Source organism: Kitasatospora sp. NPDC056076 (assembly GCF_042266305.1).
Lineage (GTDB): Bacteria > Actinomycetota > Actinomycetes > Streptomycetales > Streptomycetaceae > Kitasatospora.
In genome coordinates, this window is the sequence record NZ_JBHJWG010000022.1 from 16,658 (window position 1) to 35,581 (window position 18,924).

Annotated in this window: 3 protein-coding genes; all 3 read right to left on the reverse strand. The window is 76.4% G+C overall.

Going from position 1 to position 18,924, the window contains the following annotated elements; genetic code table 11:
- Positions 1–49: 49 nt before the first annotated feature.
- From ACFC1T_RS19945 to ACFC1T_RS19955, 3 genes are read right to left on the reverse strand one after another with little or no spacing between them, the layout of a single operon-like run.
- Positions 50–1,051, reverse strand: coding sequence for a methyltransferase (locus tag ACFC1T_RS19945; protein WP_375890316.1), 1,002 nt, complete (start codon positions 1,049–1,051; stop codon positions 50–52).
- Entirely contained in the window at positions 1,048–8,094 is a 7,047-nt protein-coding gene (locus tag ACFC1T_RS19950; protein WP_375890317.1) for an amino acid adenylation domain-containing protein, read from the reverse strand. Before ACFC1T_RS19950 ends, ACFC1T_RS19945 begins: the two co-directional genes overlap by 4 nt.
- Positions 8,091–18,896, reverse strand: a complete 10,806-nt coding sequence (locus ACFC1T_RS19955; protein ID WP_375890319.1) for an amino acid adenylation domain-containing protein — start codon at positions 18,894–18,896, stop codon at positions 8,091–8,093. The genes ACFC1T_RS19950 and ACFC1T_RS19955 overlap by 4 nt, the downstream gene beginning before the upstream one ends.
- Positions 18,897–18,924: the final 28 nt, after the last annotated feature.

Below are 18,924 nucleotides of genomic sequence, written 5' to 3' on the forward strand. Positions count from 1 at the left end.
GTCACCTCCGGTGGTTCGACGAGGGATTGGGGCCGGGCCCGGACGAGGCCTACGACCGGCGGGCCGTCACGAGGTGCTTGTCGCCGTCGGAGCGGCGCACCTCGCAGGCGGTGAACCCGGCGGCCTCCAGCAGTCCGGCGTACTCCCGGGCCGAGCGGTGCCGCCCCTGGGTCTCCACGTGCATCGACAGGTTCATCACGGCGGCGCCGAGCGGGCCGTCGCGGTCCTCGTCGAACAGCCGGTCCATCACCAGCACCCGGCCGCCGGGCGCGCAGGCCCGGTGGGCCGAGCGCAGCAGGTCGAGGCAGGTGGCGTCGGACCAGTCCGACAGGACGTAGCCGAAGGCGAAGCAGTCGCCGGGGGGCAGCTCGTCGCGGAAGAAGTCCCCGGCCCGGAAGTCCAGCCGGTCGTCGAGTCCGTGCTCGCTCCGCTTGGCCTTGAGGAACGGCTCGACCTCGGGCAGGTCGAACACGGTGGCCCGCAGGGCCGGGTGGCGGCGCAGCGCGGCGACGGCGAAGGGGCCGTTGGCCCCGCCGACGTCGACCAGCCTGGTCACCGTGCCCAGGTCGGCGAGTTCGGCCAGGCGGTCGGAGGCGTGGTGGCTCAGCTGCCACATGGCCGCGAGGAACCGCTCGGTCGACGCGCCGTCCCGGTGGATCCGGGCGAACGCGTCCGGGAGGTCCGCGTCCACGGCGTCCTTGCCGTGGGTCAGGTACCCGTCCAGCAGCTCCAGTTGGCGGGAGGCGTCGGTGACCAGGTGCTCGACGAAGCCGCCCAGGTAGCGGGGGCCGTCGGGGGCGAGGAAGTCGGCCGTCCCGGCGGGGAGTTCGTACCGGCCGCCGCCGGCGTCGGCGAGCAGTCCGGAGACCTTGAGCAGCAGCATCAGCCGTTCCAGGGTCTCGGCGTCGAGCCCCAGTTCGGCGGCCGCGGCCGGTGCGGTGGCCGGGCCGTGGCGCAGCAGGTGGGTGAAGACGCCGTGCCGGTCGGCCAGCCGCAGGGCGTGGGTGGCGTGGATGCCGTAGAGCGCGTTCTCCAGGGGAGGCGGGATCATGTCGTCACTCCGATCGTCACGGCGAAGAAGTCGTCGGCCTCGGCGGCGATCCGGTCCAGGGCCGGCTTGCGGAGCAGGCTGCCGTGGTTGCCCTCGACCCGCCGCAGGGTCAGTGCGGCGGGCAGGCCCCGCCAGCCGTTGTGCTCGTCGTCGAACAGCGCCGGGGCGACTTCGTCCCGGTCGGTGGGTTTGAACAGCAGGACGGGGAAGCCGGCCGCCGTCGCGCAGCTCGCCCGCAGCAGCCGGTCGCTCTCCCGGGCGTCCTTCTCCATGAAGCGGTCGACGTGCTGGCCGTTGCGGCGCTGGTGTTCCAGCACCTCGTCGATGTCGAGGGCGGCGAGCGCGGCGGCGCGCGGCCCCCAGTTGTGGGCGTCGAGGATCACGACTCCGGCGACCCGCTCCCCCGCCCGCTCCAGGACCCGGCCGATCTCGTAGGCGAGCGTTCCGCCGAAGGACCAGCCCAGCAGCCGGTACGGGCCGGCGGGTTGCCGGGCCCGCAGCAGCCGGGCGTACTCCTCGGCCATCTCGCGCAGCGTTGCGTAGCGGTGCTCCAGGTCGTCGAGGTGGGGGTGGTTGACGCCCACGCAGCGCACGGAGCGCAGCAGTTCCGCCAGCGGCTGGTAGCAGTACGCGGTGCCGCCGGCCGGATGGATCGCGAAGACGGGCGGTTCGCCGTCGGCCGGTGCCGTGGCGGCGCCGTTGCCGAGGTCGGGCAGGTCGAGCAGGACGGGCAGCTGCGGCGGGGTGCCGCCGGCCCGGCCGACCAGTTCGGCGAGCCGCTCGACGGTGCGGCCGTGGAAGACGTCGGCCACCCGGACCTCCGTGCCGAACTCCCGCTGGATCTCCCGGGCCAGCCGGACGGCGAGCACCGACGTCCCGCCGGAGGCGAAGAAGTCGTCCCGCAGGCCCGGCGCGGCCCCGCCGAGGACGGTGCGCCAGAGCCGCCGCAGCGCGTACTGCACCGGGGTCATCATCACCGGGTCGTCCGGTCGGGCGGCGGTCGTCCGCTCGGCCGCCAGTGCGCGCAGCGCGGCGGTGTCCACCTTGCGGTTCGGGGTGAGCGGCAGCTCGGCGAGGACGAGGTACTGGGACGGCCGCAGGTACTCGGGCAGCTGCTCCTGCGCCCGGCGGCGGGCGGCCTCGGCCAGTCCGTCCGCATCCAGTCCGTCCGCGCCCGGGCCGTCCGCGTCCGGGCCGGCCTGCTGGAGGAAGGCGACCAGCCGGGCGTGCGCCCCGGAGCCGACGGCGGTCACCACCGCCCGTTCCACACCGGCCAGTCGGGACAGCGTCGCCTCGACGTCGCCCGGTTCGATCCGGAAGCCGCGGATCTTCACCTGGGCGTCCTGGCGGCCGAGGAACTCCAGGGTGCCGTCGGCGCGCATCCTGGCCAGGTCGCCGGTCCGGTAGAGCCGCTCGCCGGTCTCCGGGTCGGTGCCGAAGGCCGCCGCGTCCAGGTCGGGGCGCCCGAGGTAGCCGACCGCGAGCCCGGCCCCGGCCAGGTGCAGCATCCCGACGACCCCTTGGGGCACCGGCCGGCCGGAGGCGTCCAGGACGGACGCCCGGGTGTTGGGCAGGGGCCGGCCCAGGTGCACGCGTTCGTGGCGGACCAGCCGGGCCGCCGTGCTCCAGATGGTGGCCTCGGTGGGGCCGTAGACGTTCCACGCGGTGCCCGTCCGCTCGGTGAGCCGGTCGGCGAGCGGTTGGGGCAGGGCTTCGCCGCCGACGACCGCGGTGAAGTCGCGGGGCGCGGCCCATCCGGTGTCGAGCAGGCCCTGCCAGGTGGCCGGGGTGGCCTGGAGGACGTCGGCCCGGTGCTCCTCCAGCCACGTCCGCAGGGTGTCCGGGTCCCGCTGGGCCTGCTCGTCCGCCACGATCACGGTGCCCCCGGCGGTGAGCGGGAGGAGCAGTTCCAGGACGGAGATGTCGAAGGCGGTGGTGGTGATCGCCAGCAGCCGGTGGCCCGGGCCGGTGCCGAGCACCTCGGCCATCGCCCGCAGGGAGTTGGCCAGGCTCCGGTGGGAGACCACCACGCCCTTGGGGCGGCCGGTGGAGCCCGAGGTGTAGATCGTGTACGCGACCGCGTCGGGCCCCGGCCCGATCGGCCCGGGCGCCCCGCCGGCCTCGATGAGGTCCGCCCAGCCGACGCAGGACAGCCCGGCGGCGCCCGGGTCGCCCAGCGCCAGGCGGGCGCCGCAGTCCTCGACGACGTGCGCCGTGCGGGCGGCCGGGTGGGCCGGGTCGACGGGGACGAAGGAGGCGCCGGCCCGCAGGATCCCGAGCAGCGCGGCGGGCAGCCGGCGGTCCCGAGGCAGGGCGACGACCACCGGGTCCCCGGGGCACACGCCGTGCCGGTGCAGGCCGGCGGCGACCCGGTCGGCCAGGTCGGAGAGTTCGCGGTAGCCGAGCCGTCCGGTCGCGTCCTCGACGGCGGTGCGCCCGGGGTCGCGGCGGACCCAGTCGGCGACCAGGTCCGTGACCGGCTCCGGCCCGTAGGCGCGGACCGGTCCGGAGCCGAGGCGGCGCAGTGCGGCGCGGCTCGCCGGGGGCAGCAGGTCGAGGTCGCGGACCGGGCCGTCGGGCCGGGCGAGGACCGACCGCAGGAAGGTCTCGAAGCCCTCCAGCCACTGCGCCACGGTGTCCGGCGCGAGGATCGCGGTCGCGTGGTCGGCCCGCAGGTAGGGGCCGTCGACGCCGCCGGTCTGGACGTGCAGGGAGAGGTCGAACTTGGCCGTGTCGGCGTCCAGGGTGAGCAGTTCGGCGGTGGCCCCGGCCAGGTCGAACGGCGCGGGGAGCCGGTCGGCGAGGGTGAACATGGTCTGGAAGACCGGGGTGCGGCCGAGGTCGCGGGCCATGTCCAGGTGGTCGACCAGCAGCTCGAACGGCAGGTCCTGGTTCTCCTGGGCGGTGACGACGGTGTCCCGCGCCCTGGCGACCAGGTCGGTGAAGCGTTCGGTGCCCTCGTGGCGCAGCCGCAGGGCGAGCGAGTTGGCCATCAGCCCGACCAGCCGGTCGCTGCCCACGTAGTGCCGGCCGGCCACCGCCGTGCCCACCACGACGTCCTCGCTGCCCGCCATCCGGCCCAGCCACACCTGGAACGCCGTCAGGTACAGCACGAACTCGGTGACCCCGCGGTCGGCGGCGAGCCTCCGCAGCCCGGCGCTGAGCCCCTCCGCCAGCGGGCGGGTCACGGTGGCGCCGCGGTAGTCCTGCTCGGGCGGCCGGGGGTGGTCGGTCGGCAGCTCCAACCGCTCGGGGGCGCCGTCGAGTCGGGACTTCCAGTGGGCCAGCTGCTGGTCGAGCCGGTCGGAGCCGATCTCCCGCTGCCAGCTGGCGTAGTCGACGTAGCGCAGCGGCACCGGCGGCAGGTCCTCGCCGCGGGAGAGCGCGGCCAGCTCCGCCAGCAGCTGCTCCACCGACCAGCCGTCGACGGCGATGTGGTGCAGGCAGAGCAGCAGGACGGCGTGCTCCTCGCCCAGTTCCACCAGCCGGGCCCGCAGGTTCTCCCCCGCCGTGAGGGCGAACGGCCGCGCCAGGTCGGCGGCGGCCAGGCGGCGCCACTCCCGCTCGCCGGCCGCGCGGTCGAGGCCCCGCAGGTCGCTGACATCGACCCGGACCGGCGCGGCCGCCAGGACCCGCTGGACGGGCCGGCGGTCGGTCTCGACGTACGCCGTGCGCAGCACCTCGTGCCGGCGCACCAGCGCGGTCAGCAGCCGCCCGACCTCCTCGGCCGACACCCGCCCGGTCAGCCGCAGGGCCAGCGGCACGTGGTAGGCGGGGTTGCCGTCGGTGAGCCGGTCCAGGAACCACATCCGGGCCTGGGCGAAGGACAGCGGCCACTCCGGCCGGTCGGTGGCCCGCGGCAGGGGCTCGGCCGGGGCCCGGCGCGCCGCCGGGTCCACGGCGTCCCGGGCGGCCAGTGCCTCGTCCACGGTCTCGGCGAGGTCGCGCAGCGTGCTGCGCTCGAAGAGCCGGCGGACCGGCAGGTCGACGCCGAAGCGGGCGCGGATCGCGTGGCCGACCTTGACCACCAGCAGCGAGTTGCCGCGCAGCAGGAAGAACGAGTCGTCCGGGCCGACCGTCTCCACGCCCAGCAACCCGCTCCAGATCCCGGCCAGTTCCCGCTGGGTGGCGGTGCGCAGGGCGGAGGCGTCCGGGCCGAGCAGGCTGTCGGCCCCGGGGCGGGGCAGGGCCCGCGGCCGGAGGGTCAGGCTGCGCGGGTTCAGCGGCAGTTCGTCGAGCAGGACATACGCCTCGGGCACCGGGTGGGGTCCGAGCCGCTCGGCCAGGTGGTCGCGCAGCTCCAGCCGCAGCCGGGCGCGGGCCTCCTCGCCGACGGGGGCCTGGCCCGCGGGCACCACGTAGGCGGTGAGCCGGGGGCCGTCGGTGCCGACCGGGGCGGCGGTCACCGCGGCGTCCCGCACCGTGCGGTGGGTGCGCAGGGCCGAGGCGATCCGGTCCGGGTCGACCCGGTGGCCGCGCAGTTCGGTCCGGTCGCCGCGGCGGCCCTCGAACACCAGGTTGCCGTCGGGCAGGAACCGGCCCAGGTCGCCGGTGCGGTGGATCCGAGCCGGAGCCCCGTCCGGGCCGTTCGGGCTGTTCGGGTGGCCGGGCGTCAGGCCCCCACCGGGCGTCAGGCCCTCGCCGGGTGCCAGGCCCTCGCCGGAGACGCCGATCTCGCCGACCAGGCCGGGCGGGAGCGGACGGCCGGCCTCGTCCAGGACGTGGATCCCGACGCCGGGCAGGGCCGTGCCCACCGTCCGGGCGGGGAACCCGGGCCGGTGGACGAAGCTGGTGCTCGTCACCGTGGCCTCGCCGACGCCGTAGGTGTCGGCCACCACCGGCACCCGCGCCGCCCACCTGGTCAGCAGCTCGGGCGGGGACGGCTCGCCCCGCAGCAGCAGCACCCGGACGGCGGGCAGGGCGTCGTCGGGCAGCGCCGCGGCGAGGGAGGGCGGCAGGGCGACCACGGTGGCACCGGGCTCGCGCAGCGCCGCGACGACCTCGGCCGGACGGTCGTGGACGTCCCGGGTCGGCGGGAGCCGCAGCGCGGCGCCGTTGGCGAGCGCGCCCGCCCACTCCCCGGCCGAGGCGTCGCAGCCGGCGGCGGCGAGCTGGAGGACGACCTCGCCCGGCCCGACCCCGAAGGCCTCCCGGTGGTGGGCGGCGAGGTTGACCAGGCCGCGGTGCGCCAGCCGGACCGCCTTGGGCGGCCCGGTGGTTCCGGAGGTGAACACCAGGCAGGCCGGGTCGTCGGGGTCGACGTCCAGCCCGAGGTCGGTGCCGTCCAGCGCGGCGAGTTCCGAGGCGATCCGCTCCCAGAGCAGCAGCGGGACGCCCGGGAGGGGGTCGGCCGCCAGGGCCTCGTGCGCCAGCAGCAGCGCGGCCCCGGCGACGGCCTTACCGACCTCCCCGGCCTCGCTGTCGCCCGGGTCGACGGACAGGTAGCAGGCGCCGGCCTTGGCCGTCGCCAGCCAGGCGACGACCCGTTCGACCGAGCGCTCCATCCGCAGCGCGACGACGTCGCCGGGCCCGATCCCGGCGGCACGCAGCCTGCGGGCGAGCCGGTTGGCGGTGGCGTTGAGCCACCCGTAGTCCCAGGTGCGCTCGCCCCGGTGCAGCGCGACCACCCGCGGGCCGGTGGCGGCCCAGTGTTCGACCGCCTGGTGGACGGTGCGCGACCGCGGCGGCTCGGGCCGGGGCCGCGACCACGCGGCCATCCGGCGGCGCTGCCGCTCGGAGACCAGCGAGGCCGATTCGACCGGCTGGTCGCAGTCCTCGGCCATCGCCGTCAGGCAGGCGACGTAGCTCTCGGCGAACTCGGCGACGGAGTCCTCGTCGTAGAGCTCGGCCGGGTACTCCAGGCGGAGCTCGATGCGGCCGTCCCGCTCCCCGGCGAACAGCATCTGGTCGAACCTGACGGCGATCTCGGGGGCCGGCCGCAGCTCCGTCTCCAGGCCGTCCAGGACGAGCGGCGGCCCGCTCTCCCCCCAGGTGAACAGCGTCTGGCAGAGCGTGGGCACGTGGGGCTCGCGCCCGGTGGCGACGGCGTCGACGATCTGCTGGTACGGCACGTCGGCGTTGGCCATGGCGTTCAGCAGCCGGTCGCGCACCTGGGTCAGGGCGTCGGCGAAGCTCGCGCCGGGGGCGAGGGTCAGCCGCACCGGCAGGGTGTTGGTGAGCAGGCCCACGGTGTCGCCCAGGCCCGGGCGCAGCCGGTTGACCACCGGCACCGTGCCGAGCACGTCGGTGGTGGCGCCGAACCGGGCCAGCAGGGCGAGGTAGGCCGTCATCAGCGTCATCGCGGGGCTGGCGCGGCGTTCCTCGCCGAGCCCGCGCAGTCGGGCGCTGAGTTCCGGGGAGAGGCCGAAGTCGTACCGCCGGGCCTGCCCCGACCAGGAGTCGCGGCCGCGTTCGAAGGGCAGGGTGAGCCGCTGCGGAGCACCGGCCAGGGACTTCTTCCAGAACTCCGACTGCCGGGTCAGGTCGGCCGGTTCGCGCTCGACGTCCTGCGCGAACGGGGTGCCGGGGGGCGGGAGTTCGGGCTCCCGGCCGTGCACGGCGGCGCTGTAGGCGGCGGCCAGTTCGCGCAGCAGGATGCCGATCGACCAGCCGTCCACCAGGAGGTGGTGCACGCAGAGCGCGAACCAGTGGCGGTCCGGCCCGGTCCGGGCCAGCGCGGCCCGGACCAGCGGCCCCCGGTCGAGCGCGAAGGGCTCCCGGAAGAACGCGGCGAGCCGTGCCTCCCGGTCCGGTGCGGACAGCTCCCGCCAGTCGAGTTCGGCGACCGGCACCTCCGGGTCGCCGCTGTCCTCGGCGTGGGGTTCGCCGTCCGCCTCGGGGAACTGCCAGCGCAGCACGGCGTGCCGCCGCAGCAGGGTGCGCAACGCCTCTGCCAGGGCGGGGAGTTGCGGGGTGCCGCGCAGTTCCAGGAGCACCGGGAGGTTGTAGGTGCCCGGTGCGGGGGCGATCCGCTCGGCCAGCCAGAGCTGCCGCTGGAAGCGGGAGACCGGCTGACGCCGGGTCCGGGTGGGTGCGCCGGTCATCGGGTCTGCCCCTTGTCGTCGATCAGCTGCGCCAGTTCCGCCACCGTGGGGTGGTCGAACACGTCCCGGACCTCCAGCTCCGTGCCGAACTCCTCGTACACGGCGGTGACGAGTTGGACGGCCTTGAGCGAGTGGCCGCCGTGGCGGAAGAAGTCGTCCTCGGGCCCGAGCCGTCGGCCCTCCAGGACCGTCTCCATCAGCCCCTGGAGGCGCTGCACGGTCGAGCCGGCCCCCGGGGAGGCCTCCTCCGGCGCCGGGGCCGCCTCGGGCCGGGGCAGCCGCGCCGCGTCGACCTTTCCGCTCAGGGCCCGGGGCAGGGCGTCGACCTGGCAGAGCCAGGCGGGGACCATCGCGTCCGGCAGGGCGGCCCGCAGCCGGTCCCGCAGCGCGTCCAGGTCGAGCGGTCGTGCCGCGACCAGGTAGCCGAGCAGCCGGACCTCGCCCGACCCGGCGTCGGCGACCACCGCCGCCTGGTCGACGCCCGGCAGGTCGAGCAGCCGGGCGCGGACCTCGCCGGGCTCGACCCGGACGCCGCGGACCTTCACCTGCTCGTCGAGCCGGCCGAGGAACTCCAGCAGGCCGTCGGCCGACCAGCGGCCCCGGTCGCCGGTGCGGTACAGCCGGGTGGGGCGGCCGCCGATCACGGTCTCGACGAACGCGGCGGCGGTCTCGCCGTCCCGCCGGTGGTAGCCCTCGGCCAGTCCGACGCCGCCGATGCAGATCTCGCCGCTGCCGCCGGGGGGCACCGGGCGGAGCCGCTCGTCGAGCAGCCGGACCTCGGTGTTGCGCACGGGCAGCCCGATGGTGGCGGCGCCGCGCCGCCCGTCGACGGGGAAGGCCGTGGCGGTCACGGTGGCCTCGCTGGGCCCGTAGAAGTTGAACATCCGGGCCCGGCCGGACCACCGGTCGATCAGGCTCTGCGGGCAGCTCTCCCCCGCGACCACCAGCACCTGGAGGTCGGGCAGGGCGTGTGGGGGCAGGGTGGCCAGCACGGTCGGGGTGAGCGCGGCCAGGTGGACCGGCGGGTGCCGGTCCGGGTGGTGCAGCCGGTTGACCACCTCGGCGGCGGAGTCCGCCACGATGCTGAGCGTCGCCCCGTTGAGCAGCGCCGTGGTCCACTCCCAGACCGAGCCGTCGTGCCCGCAGGACGCCAGGGAGAGCACGTGGCGGCCCGGTCCGACCTCGTAGTGGTCGTGCTGGGAGAGCGCCAGGTTGACCACGCCGCGGTGCCGGATCCGCACGCCCTTGGGCTCGCCGGTGGAGCCCGAGGTGTGGACGATGTAGGCCAGGTCGTCGGGGCCGGCCGCGGTGGGCAGGGGGCCGTCGTCGAGGTCGGCGCCCGACCGTTCGTCCAGCACCAGGCAGGGGCCGTCGGTGGTCGGGGCGGCGTCGGCCCGGTCGGTGACGACCAGGTCGGGCGCCAGGTCGGCCAGCAGGGCGGCGATCCGGGCGGGCGGGTTGCCGCCGTCGATCGCCGCGTAGCAGCCGCCGGTCTTGAGCACGGCCAGGTAGGTGGCGAACAGGTCGGCCGTACGGCGCAGGCGGACGGCCACCACCCGCCCCGGTCCGGCCCCGTGGGCGAGCAGCAGCCGGGCGATCCGGTTCGCCCGGGCGTCCAGTTCGCGGTAGGTGAGCGTCTCCCGGCCGCCGTCGCCGGAGCGGATCGCGCACGCGTCGGCGTGCAGCCGCGCCATCTCCTCGAAGCGCTCGGCGACGGTGGTCTCCGACAGCGGGCGGTGCGGGCCGCGGCGGCCTCCGGTGCGGTCCTGTTCGGCGGCGTCCAGCACGGCGGTCAGCTCGTCGAGGCGCGCCCCCGGGTCGGTGGCGGCCGCGTCCAGCAGCAGCAGGAGTTCGTCGAGCCAGCGGTGCGCCGTCCCGGGCAGGAAGAGCCCGGTCGCGTACTCGACGGTGAGCTCCCACTCTCCGCCGCGCGGCCGCAGCAGCACGCTGACCTCGTAGCGGGCGACGGTCGACTCCAGCGGTACGGGGACGGCTCCGGGCAGGGTGGCGGCCCGGTCGGCGCTCTCGTGCACGAAGGTGGTCTGGAAGAGCGGGTGCCGGCCGGAGCGGCGGTCGAGGCCGAGCGCGTCGACCACGCTCTCGAACGGCACCTCCCGGTGCTCGTGGGCGGCCAGCAGGCGCTCCTGCACCGCCCGGGCGTGCTCGCCGAAGGTGCTCCGCGCCGCCCGGTCGACGCGCAGGGCCAGCATGTTGGCGAAGAAGCCGATCAGCCGTTCCAGGTCCGGGTGGTGGCGGGAGTCGACGGGGGTGCCCACCACCAGGTCGTCCTGGCCCGTGCTGTGGGACAGCCAGGCCGTGTAGGCCGCCAGGTGGAAGGCGAAGGGCGTGACGCCGAGGGTGCGGCAGTGCTCCTCGATCCGGGCGGCCAGTCCGGGCGGCAGCGGCCGGCTGACGCTGGATCCGGTGAAGTCCTGCCGGGCGGGCCGGGGCAGGTCGGCCGGCGGCACCGAGGTGGCGGGCGCCCCGGACAGCGTCCGGTGCCAGAAGTCGACCCGCGCGGTGGCGGCCCGCTGGGTGGCGGGCTCCTGCTGCCAGGCCGCGTAGTCGGCGTACTGGAGCGCCAACTCGGGCAGTTCGGGAGCCTGTCGGTCGCGTTCGGCCCGCTGGGCGAGGTCGAGCTCGGCGGCGAAGACGCCGACCGACCAGCCGTCGGAGACGATGTGGTGCAGCGCGCTGAACAGCAGGTGGCGGTCCTCGGCCAGCCGGAGCACGTGGAAGCGGAACAGCGGGCCGTGGGCCAGGTCGAAGCGGTGCCCGGCCAGTTCGCGCAGCCGCCGGTCGGCGTACGCCCGCCGGTCGGCCTCGTCCACGCCCGGGCAGTCCTCGACCTCCAGGTCGACGGGCATCCGCGCGTGGACGACCTGCTCGATCCGCCCGTCGGCGATCCGGAAGGTGGTCCGCAGCACCTCGTGCCGGTCCACGATCCGCTGCACGGCCCGGCACAGCAGCGGCCAGTCCGTCGCCCCCTCGATCAGGACGGCCGAGGGCATCGCGTAGACGGCGCCGCGCAGCCCGGGCGGGGCGAGCTGCTCGGCGAACCACAGGCGCTGCTGGCCGGAGGAGGCCGGTGCCCGGGTGGCCGAGCGCCGCCGCAGGGCCGGGGTCCGGTCCGCCGCCACCACCACCGCCGCGGGGCCGTCGGCGCGGGCGGCCTCGATCAGCCCGGCCTGCCCGCCCACGTCGGGGTGCAGGAAGATGCCGCGCAGCTGGAGTTCGACCCCGAAGACCTCCCGGACGCGGTTGAGTAGGAGCGTCGCGGTCAGCGAGTGGCCGCCGAGGGCGAAGAAGTCGTCCTCCGGCCCGGGCGTGACCCCCAGCAGCTCGGCCCACAGCCGGGCGACCGCCTGCTCGGTCGCGCCGTACGGCCGCCCGTCGCCCGCGGGCCGCGCGGGCCGCTGCGCCGCGGCCGCCGCCGGGGCGGGCAGCCGGCCGCGGTCGACCTTCCCGTTGCGCGACAGCGGCAGCTCGCCGAGCACCAGGTAGTGCTCGGGGACCATGTACGGGGGCAGCCGGCGCTCCAGCGCCGTCCGGGCCAGCCGGGCGAGCACCCGGCGGAACGGGACGGCTTCGCTCGGCCGCGGGTCGGCGCGCTGGGCGTCGGCCACCGGACCGGCGAAGAAGGCGTGCAGGACCTCGCCGCCGCCGGCCGCGGCCCGGACGATCCGGTCGCCGGTCGGGTCGAGTTCGCCGATCGAGCAGCCGCCGAGTCCGTGGCGGTGGCCGGTGTCCGCGAGCCGCTGCACCAGCCGGCCGGCCGCCGACTCGGCTGCCCCGGGCTCCCGTTCCACCCCGGGCGTGGGACCGCCGGACGTGGGGCCGAGCAGGAACACGGCGGCCGTCGCGCCCTGGTAGATCGACCAGTTGTCCGGGTTGCTGAGGTCGGGTGCGGGCTCCGGCCCGGCGAAGCCGGCCCAGCGACCACCCTCCCAGCGGTGCCAGCCCGCCGACAGTCCGCCGCCGGCCCCGGCCGGGACGGCGCCCGGCCTGACGTGCACCAGCACGGTGAGGCCGTCCGGGAGCACCTCGTCCACGGCGCCACCGGCCGCCTCGTCCACCGGGCCGGGTTCCAGCACGCCCAGCAGCCGGCAGTCCGGGCTCTCCAGCACCAGCGGGGCCAGCCCGCCCGCCTCGCGGTCCTGCCGCAGCCGCCAGGCCGCCCCGGTCGCGTCGCTCACCAGCTGGGCCATCGACCCGGCCTCGACCGCCGCGTAGCGCAGGCTCCGCCCGCCGTACTGCGGCTCGATCGCCGAGCCCTTGGCCACCAGCAGCAGGGCCGGGCCCCGGCCGCCGTGGGCGGCGCGCCAGGCGGCCGCCGCCTCGCCGGAGCCCACCCGGACCCACCCGTGCCGGACGGGGTCGAGGTAGAACACCCCGGCGGCCAGACCCTCGGCGTCGCGGTCACCGACCAGGTAGGTCCGGACGGGGTACAGCGAGCCCGCCGATCCGTAGCGCCGCCGGGGCAGGGCGGAGCCCTCGACCGTGCGGGCCAGCAGCGGGCGCACGGCGGCGGCGACCGAGCGGTCGTCGCCCGGCGCGGGGCGGGGTGCCAGGGCCCCGGTGAGCCAGTCGGCCAGTGCCCGGGGGTCCGGCTCGGCGCCCTCGAAGGCCCGGAAGCTCTTGCGCGTGCTCAGCGCGGCGTCGGCGTCGGCGCTGTCCGTGCCGCTGCCGAGGGGGTGGAGTTCCCCGTCGAGGACGCGCAGCCCGGGCTGTGCCAGCCGGAACTCGACCGCCGCGGCCTCGGCCTCCTCGTCCTCCTCCGGCAGGTCGACGTGCAGGTACGCGGCGAGCCGCGGGGTGCGCCCGTCCGGCCTGACGACGTGCGCCAGGCCGTGCCGCACGCCCGGGAGCCCGGCCAGGTGGTGCTCGATCTCGCCGAGTTCGATCCGGTGGCCGCCCACCTTGACCTGGAGGTCGTCGCGGCCCAGGAACTCGATCTCGCCGTTCGGCAGGTAGCGGCCGCGGTCGCCGGTGCGGTAGAGCCGCTCGCCGGTGTCGGGGTGGACGACGAAGGCCGCCGCCGTCCGCTCCTCGTCCCGCCAGTAGCCCCGGGCCAGCCCGGTGCCGCCGATGTGGAGGTCGCCGGGCACGTGGTCGGGGCGGGACCGCAGGGCCCCGTCCAGGACGTGGAAGGTCTGGTTGCGCAGCGGCCGTCCGTACGGGACGCTCGCCCACCCCGGGTCGACCCGGTCGATCTCGTGGGCGATCGACCAGATCGACGCCTCGGTGGCGCCGCCGAGGCCCACCGTCCGTACGTCGCCGAACACCTGCGCGACCCGGCCGGGCAGCTCGGTGGGGATCCAGTCCCCGCTGAGCAGCACCAGCCGCAGACTGTGCGCCAGCCGCTCGCGGAACTCGTCCGGGCGGCCGCTCACGGCCGTCGTGAACATCTCCATCGACATCGGCACCGTGTTCCACACCGTGACCCGGTGGTCGAGGACCCAGTCGGCCCAGCGCGCCGGTTCGCGGACCTGGTCGTCCGGCGGGACGACCACCGCGCCGCCCGCGGCGAGCAGGCCGAAGACGTCGTAGACGCTCAGGTCGAAGCCCAGCGCGGAGAGCGCCAGGACCCGGTCCCGCGGGCCGATCCCGTAGCGGTCGTTGATGTCCAGGACGGTGTTCACCGCGCCCCGGTGGTCGATCATCACGCCCTTGGGCTCGCCGGTGGACCCCGAGGTGAAGATCAGGTAGGCGAGGTCGGCGGGCGTCCGGCACGTCGGCGGGGTGCTGACGTCCTCGCCCTCGGCGACCGGTGCGAGCAGGTCCTCGTCCACCGGCAGCACCGGGGCTCCGCCCGGGGCGCACCGCCCGGCCGGCCCGGTGACCCGGGCGAGCCGGTCCGGGTCGGCCAGCACGCCGCCCACCTCGGCGCGGCGCAGCAGGTCCTCGATCCGCTGCTGCGGCGAACCGGCGTCGACCGGCAGGTAGGCCGCGCCCGCCTTGAGCACCGCCAGGCAGGCCACCACCTGGCGCCAGCCCTTGCCGGCCAGGACGGCCACCCGCCCGCCCGGCTCGATGCCCGCGGCCGTCAGGCGCCGGGCGGCCCGGTTGGCGGCGGTGTCGAGCTGCCGGTACGTCAGGGTGCGGTCCTCGGCGACCACCGCGACGGCATCGGGGCCGCTCGCGGCCCGGTCCTCGAAGAGCTGGTGGAGCAGCCGGTCCGACTCCGGCCCGGCGGTGTCGTTGACCACGGCCCGGCGTTCGGCCTGGGCCTCGGGGAACGGGGTGAGCCGCGCGCGGTCCCAGGCCCGCTCGTCCCGGGCGAGGGCGCGCAGCGCGGCGCAGTACGCCGCGTGCATGTCGCGCACCAGGCCGTCCGGGAAGAGCCCCGCCACGTGGTCCCAGCAGAGCACCAGCTCCCCGCGGGACTCGTAGACCTGGTGGTCCAGCCAGACCTGCGGGGTCTGGGTGATGTTGAAGACCTCGTCGGGGAAGAGGCTCTCCCAGCCGTCCGCCCCGCCCTCGCCGCCCAGCAGGCAGGTGAACACCACCGGCATCAGCGGTCCCCCGTCGAGCCCCCGGGTGCGCGCCAGTTCGCGCAGCACGCGGACGCCGCCGAAGTGGCGGTGGTCGAGGTCCTCCCAGAGCCGGCCCTGGGTCCGGCCCGCGCGCTCGGCGAACGGGACGTCCGGCTCCGACCAGTCCAGCTCCAGGAGGTTCACCGAGGTGAAGTCCCCGGCGATCGCGTTGATCCGGGGGTGGACCGGCAGCCGGTTGAAGAGGGTCGTGGTGACGGTGAAGTGCGGTTCGGCGCTCCAGGTGGCGAGGGTGTCGGCGAAGGCCGCCGCCAGGACGGCCGACAGCGACAGGCCGCGGCGCTCGGCGCGTTCGCGCAGGGCGCGCAGGTCGGCGGCGGGGAGCCGGCGCTGCACCCGGTCGAAGCGGCGCGGCCCGGTCGGGGCGGTCGCCGCCAGGGGCAGCGCCGGGGCGGCGGGCAGGGTGTCCAGCCGGCCCGTCCAGTAGTCCTGGGAGCGGCGGAAGGCCGCCGTGCCGGCGAACTCCCGCTCCGCCAGCACGTAGTCGCGCACGCTCAGGTCCAGCGCGGGCAGTTCGGCGTCCTCGTCGCGGTAGAGCCGGGCCCACTCGTTGAGGACGAGGTTCAGGCTCCACGCGTCGAGCCCCAGGGCGTCCAGGCTGAGGTGCAGCCGGTGACGGTCCGGCAGCCGGCTCGCGGCGATCTCGAACAGCGGCCAGCGCTCGCTGGGCAGCACCTGGTGCGCCATCCGGTCGCGGGTGGCCGCGAGCGCCCGCTGCGCCTCCTCCGGGCCGTGCCCGGCCAGGTCGGCCACCGCGATGCGGTACTCCGGGACGTGGGGCAGGATCCGCTGCCGGCCCTCCTCCACCACCAGCCGCAGTGCCTCGTGCCGGCGCACCAGCCGGTTGAACGCCCGCTCCAGGCGGGCGACGTCGAGGTCCGGCACGTCGTACTCCACGTAGCAGTGGACCGAGACCTCGCCGAAGTCCAGCGCGCCCGTCCGCCCCACCCAGTACGCCTGCTGCACGTCGGTCAGCGGGAAGGGCTCGTAGCGCCGCTGCGGGTCGGCGACGATCCGCGGCAGCGCCGGGCCGTCCGGGGCGGCGGGCCCGCCGGCCGCCGCCCGGGCCTCGTCCAGCCACCGGGCCAGCGCGGTCGCCGTGCCGCACTCGAACAGCGCGCGGACGGGGCAGGGCCGGCCGGACCGGTCGGCGATCCTGGCGGCGGCCTGGGTCGCGAGCAGCGAGTGCCCGCCGTGGTCGAAGAAGTCAGCGTCGGCGGGGACGGAGTCGACGCCGAGGGTCTCGGCGAACACCCCGGCGACCAGCTTCTCGGTCGGGGTGCTCGGCTCCACCCCGGCGGCGCGGTCCGCCGGACGCGGCGCGGGCAGCCGGTCGTGGTCGACCTTCCCGTTGGCGGTCAGCGGGAACGCGTCCAGCAGCACCACGTGGGCGGGGACCAGGTGGAGCGGCAGCCGGGCGCGCAGCGCGCCGGTCAGGGCGGCTTCGGTGGTTCGGGCGTCAACGCCGGCGCCGGCCCCCGGCTCCGGCACCACATGGGCGACCAGCCGCCCGTCGACGGCGGTGACCAGCGCCTCCCGGACCCCGGGCAGGGCCAGCAGCGCGCGCTCCACCTCGCGCAGCTCGATCCGGTAGCCGCGGATCTTCACCTGGCGGTCCTTGCGGCCGACGAACTCGACCCGGCCGTCGGCGGTGCACCGGCCCAGGTCCCCGGTGCGGTAGAGCCGCTGCGCCCCGGCCCCCGGCAGGACCGCCTCGAAGAACGCGGCCTTGTCCAGCTCCGGCCGCTTCCAGTAGCCCCGGGTGAGCCCCTCGCCGCCGAGGCAGATCTCGCCGACCGCCCCCGGGAGCACCGGCCGGCCGCCCTCGTCGAGCACCACGACCAGGCTCCCGCTGTGCGGCACACCGAGGTCGACCGGGTGCGAGCGCTTCGTCACCGGGTCGTGGACGAGCCGGTGCGCCGTCCACACCGCCGCCTCCGCCGGGCCGTACTCGTTGAACAGGGCCACCCCGCCGAGCAACACCCGGTGCCGCTCGGCGAGTTCCTCGCCCCACGCCTCGCCGCCCACGATCACGGTGTGCAGCCGGAGCCCGTCGGGGACGCCGTGCCGGGCGAAGTGGTCCAGCAGCTGCTCGTAGGCCGCCGGGGTCTGGTTGAGCACGCCGACCCGGTGCCGCACCAGGTGGTCGGCGAACTCCTCCGGGGCCCGGGCGACCGTCGGCGGGACGGGGCTCAGCACCGCGCCGTGGCTCAGCGCGCCCCAGATCTCCCAGACCGAGAGGTCGAACGCGCAGGAGTGGAACAGGGTCCAGCAGTCGTCCGGCCCGAAGGCGTACAGCGGATCGGGGTCGGGGAAGAGCCGGGTGACGTTGCGGTGGGTGATCGGCACGCCCTTGGGCTCGCCGGTCGACCCGGAGGTGTACACCAGGTAGGCCATCGCGTCCGCGCCCACGGACACCCCGAGGTCGGCCGACCCGAGCTCCTCGATGCCCCGGCGCACGGCCGGGTCCGCGGGGACCAGCACCTCGGCGCCGCCCGCCACGGTCGCGCGCAGCCCGGGCGTGGTGACCACGACCGCCGCGCCCGCGTCGGCCAGCACCGACCGGATCCGCTCGGCCGGGTGGTTCACCTCGACGGCGAGGTACGCCGCCCCGGTCTTCACCACCGCGACCATCGCGGTCACCAGCTCGGGCCCGGTCGGCAGCGCGATCCCGACCACCGCGCCGGGCCCCGCGCCGCGCGCCACCAGGGCCCGCGCCAAGCGGTTGGCCCGCTCGTTCAGTTCGCGGTACGTCAGGTCGCCGTGCTCGCCCCGGAGCGCCGGGGCGTCCGGGGTGCTCCGCGCGAACCGCTCGACGTACTGGTGCAGCAGGACGTCCCGGTCGTGCGGCAGGTCCGCGCCGCTCAGGGACCGGACCCGCTCGGCCACCACCGCCGGGTCCTCCAGCGGGAGTTCGCCCACCGGCCGGGCCGGGTCGGCGACCGCCCCGGCCAGCAGCCGGGCGTAGTGCTCCGCCATCCGCCGGACGGTGGACTCGACGAACAGGTCGGTGGCGTACTCGAACTCCAGGGCGTAGCCCCGCCCGGTCTCCTCGGCCACCAGCGACAGGTCGAACTTGGCGTGCCCGGTCACCGGACGGCGGCCGGTGGCCGTCACCCCGTCCAGCTCCAGCCCGCTGCGCCCGGCCCCGAGCGTGGAGCGGCCCTCCTCCAGCAGCACGAACAGCGTCTGGATCAGCGGGCTGCGGCTGAGGTCCCGCGCCACCCCCAGCTCGTCGACCAGCAGGTCGAGCGGGATGTCCTGGTGGTCGTGGGCGTCCAGGGCCGTCTGCTTGACCTGCTGGAGCAGCTCGCGGAAGCCCTGGCCCCGGTCGACCCGCAGGCGCAGCGGGACGGTGTTGGCGAAGTAGCCGATCACGCCCTCGGTCTCGGGCTGCGAACGGCCGGCCGTGGGGACGCCCACCACGAGGTCCGGGGACTGGGCGTAGCGGTGCAGCAGGACGGCGTACCCGGCCAGCAGCACCATGAAGGGCGTGACGCCCTCGCGCGCGCCGAGGCGGCGGACCTCCTCGGACAGCGTGCGGGGCAGCCGGGTCCCGAACAGCCGGCCCGCGTCGGAGGCCACCGCCGGGCGCGGCCGGTCCGTCGGCAGGGCGAGCAGGTCGGGGGCGCCGTCCAGCCGCTCCTTCCAGAACCGCAGCCCGCGCGCCAGGCGTTCGTCCGACAGCTGCTCGCGCTCCCAGAGCACGTAGTCGCCGAACTGGATCTCCGGCTCGGCGAGTTCGGTGGGATCGGCGGGTTCGGCGAGGGCGCTGTCGCCGCCGCGCACCGCGCGGTTGTAGTGGTGCCCGAGCTCCCGGGTGAAGATCCCCAACGACCAGCCGTCGCCGACCAGGTGGTGGAACACCGCCGCGAGGACGTGCGCGCGCGGCCCGACCCGCAGCAGCCGCACCCGCCACAGCGGTCCGGCCGCCAGGTCGAAGGGGCGCCCGACCAGCCGCAGCAGCTGCGCGTCGACGTCGGCCTCCGCGGGGACCACCGCGAAGTCCACCACCGCGCGCTCGTGGACGAGTTGGCGCGGCTCGCCGGCCCGGTCGGGGAAGGTCGAGCGCAGCGCCTCGTGCCGGTCGGCGACCTCGCCGAGCGCCGTTCGCAGCGCCTCCTGGTCCACCGGGCCGTCCAGGGTGACGAACAGCGGCAGGTGGTAGGTCGCCCGCCCCGGGAAGAGCTGCTCCAGGAACCACAGGCGCGACTGGGCGAAGGACAGGGGAAGAACGTCAGGCTGCATCGGGCGTCTCCGGTCGTCGCGTGGTGTC

Bases quoted from the DNA above. Each gene is read 5' to 3' on its own strand.
- ACFC1T_RS19945 (WP_375890316.1), bottom strand. From the start codon at position 1,051: ATGATCCCGCCTCCCCTGGAGAACGCGCTCTACGGCATCCACGCCACC.
- ACFC1T_RS19950 (WP_375890317.1), bottom strand. From the start codon at position 8,094: ATGACCGGCGCACCCACCCGGACCCGGCGTCAGCCGGTCTCCCGCTTC.
- ACFC1T_RS19955 (WP_375890319.1), bottom strand. From the start codon at position 18,896: ATGCAGCCTGACGTTCTTCCCCTGTCCTTCGCCCAGTCGCGCCTGTGG.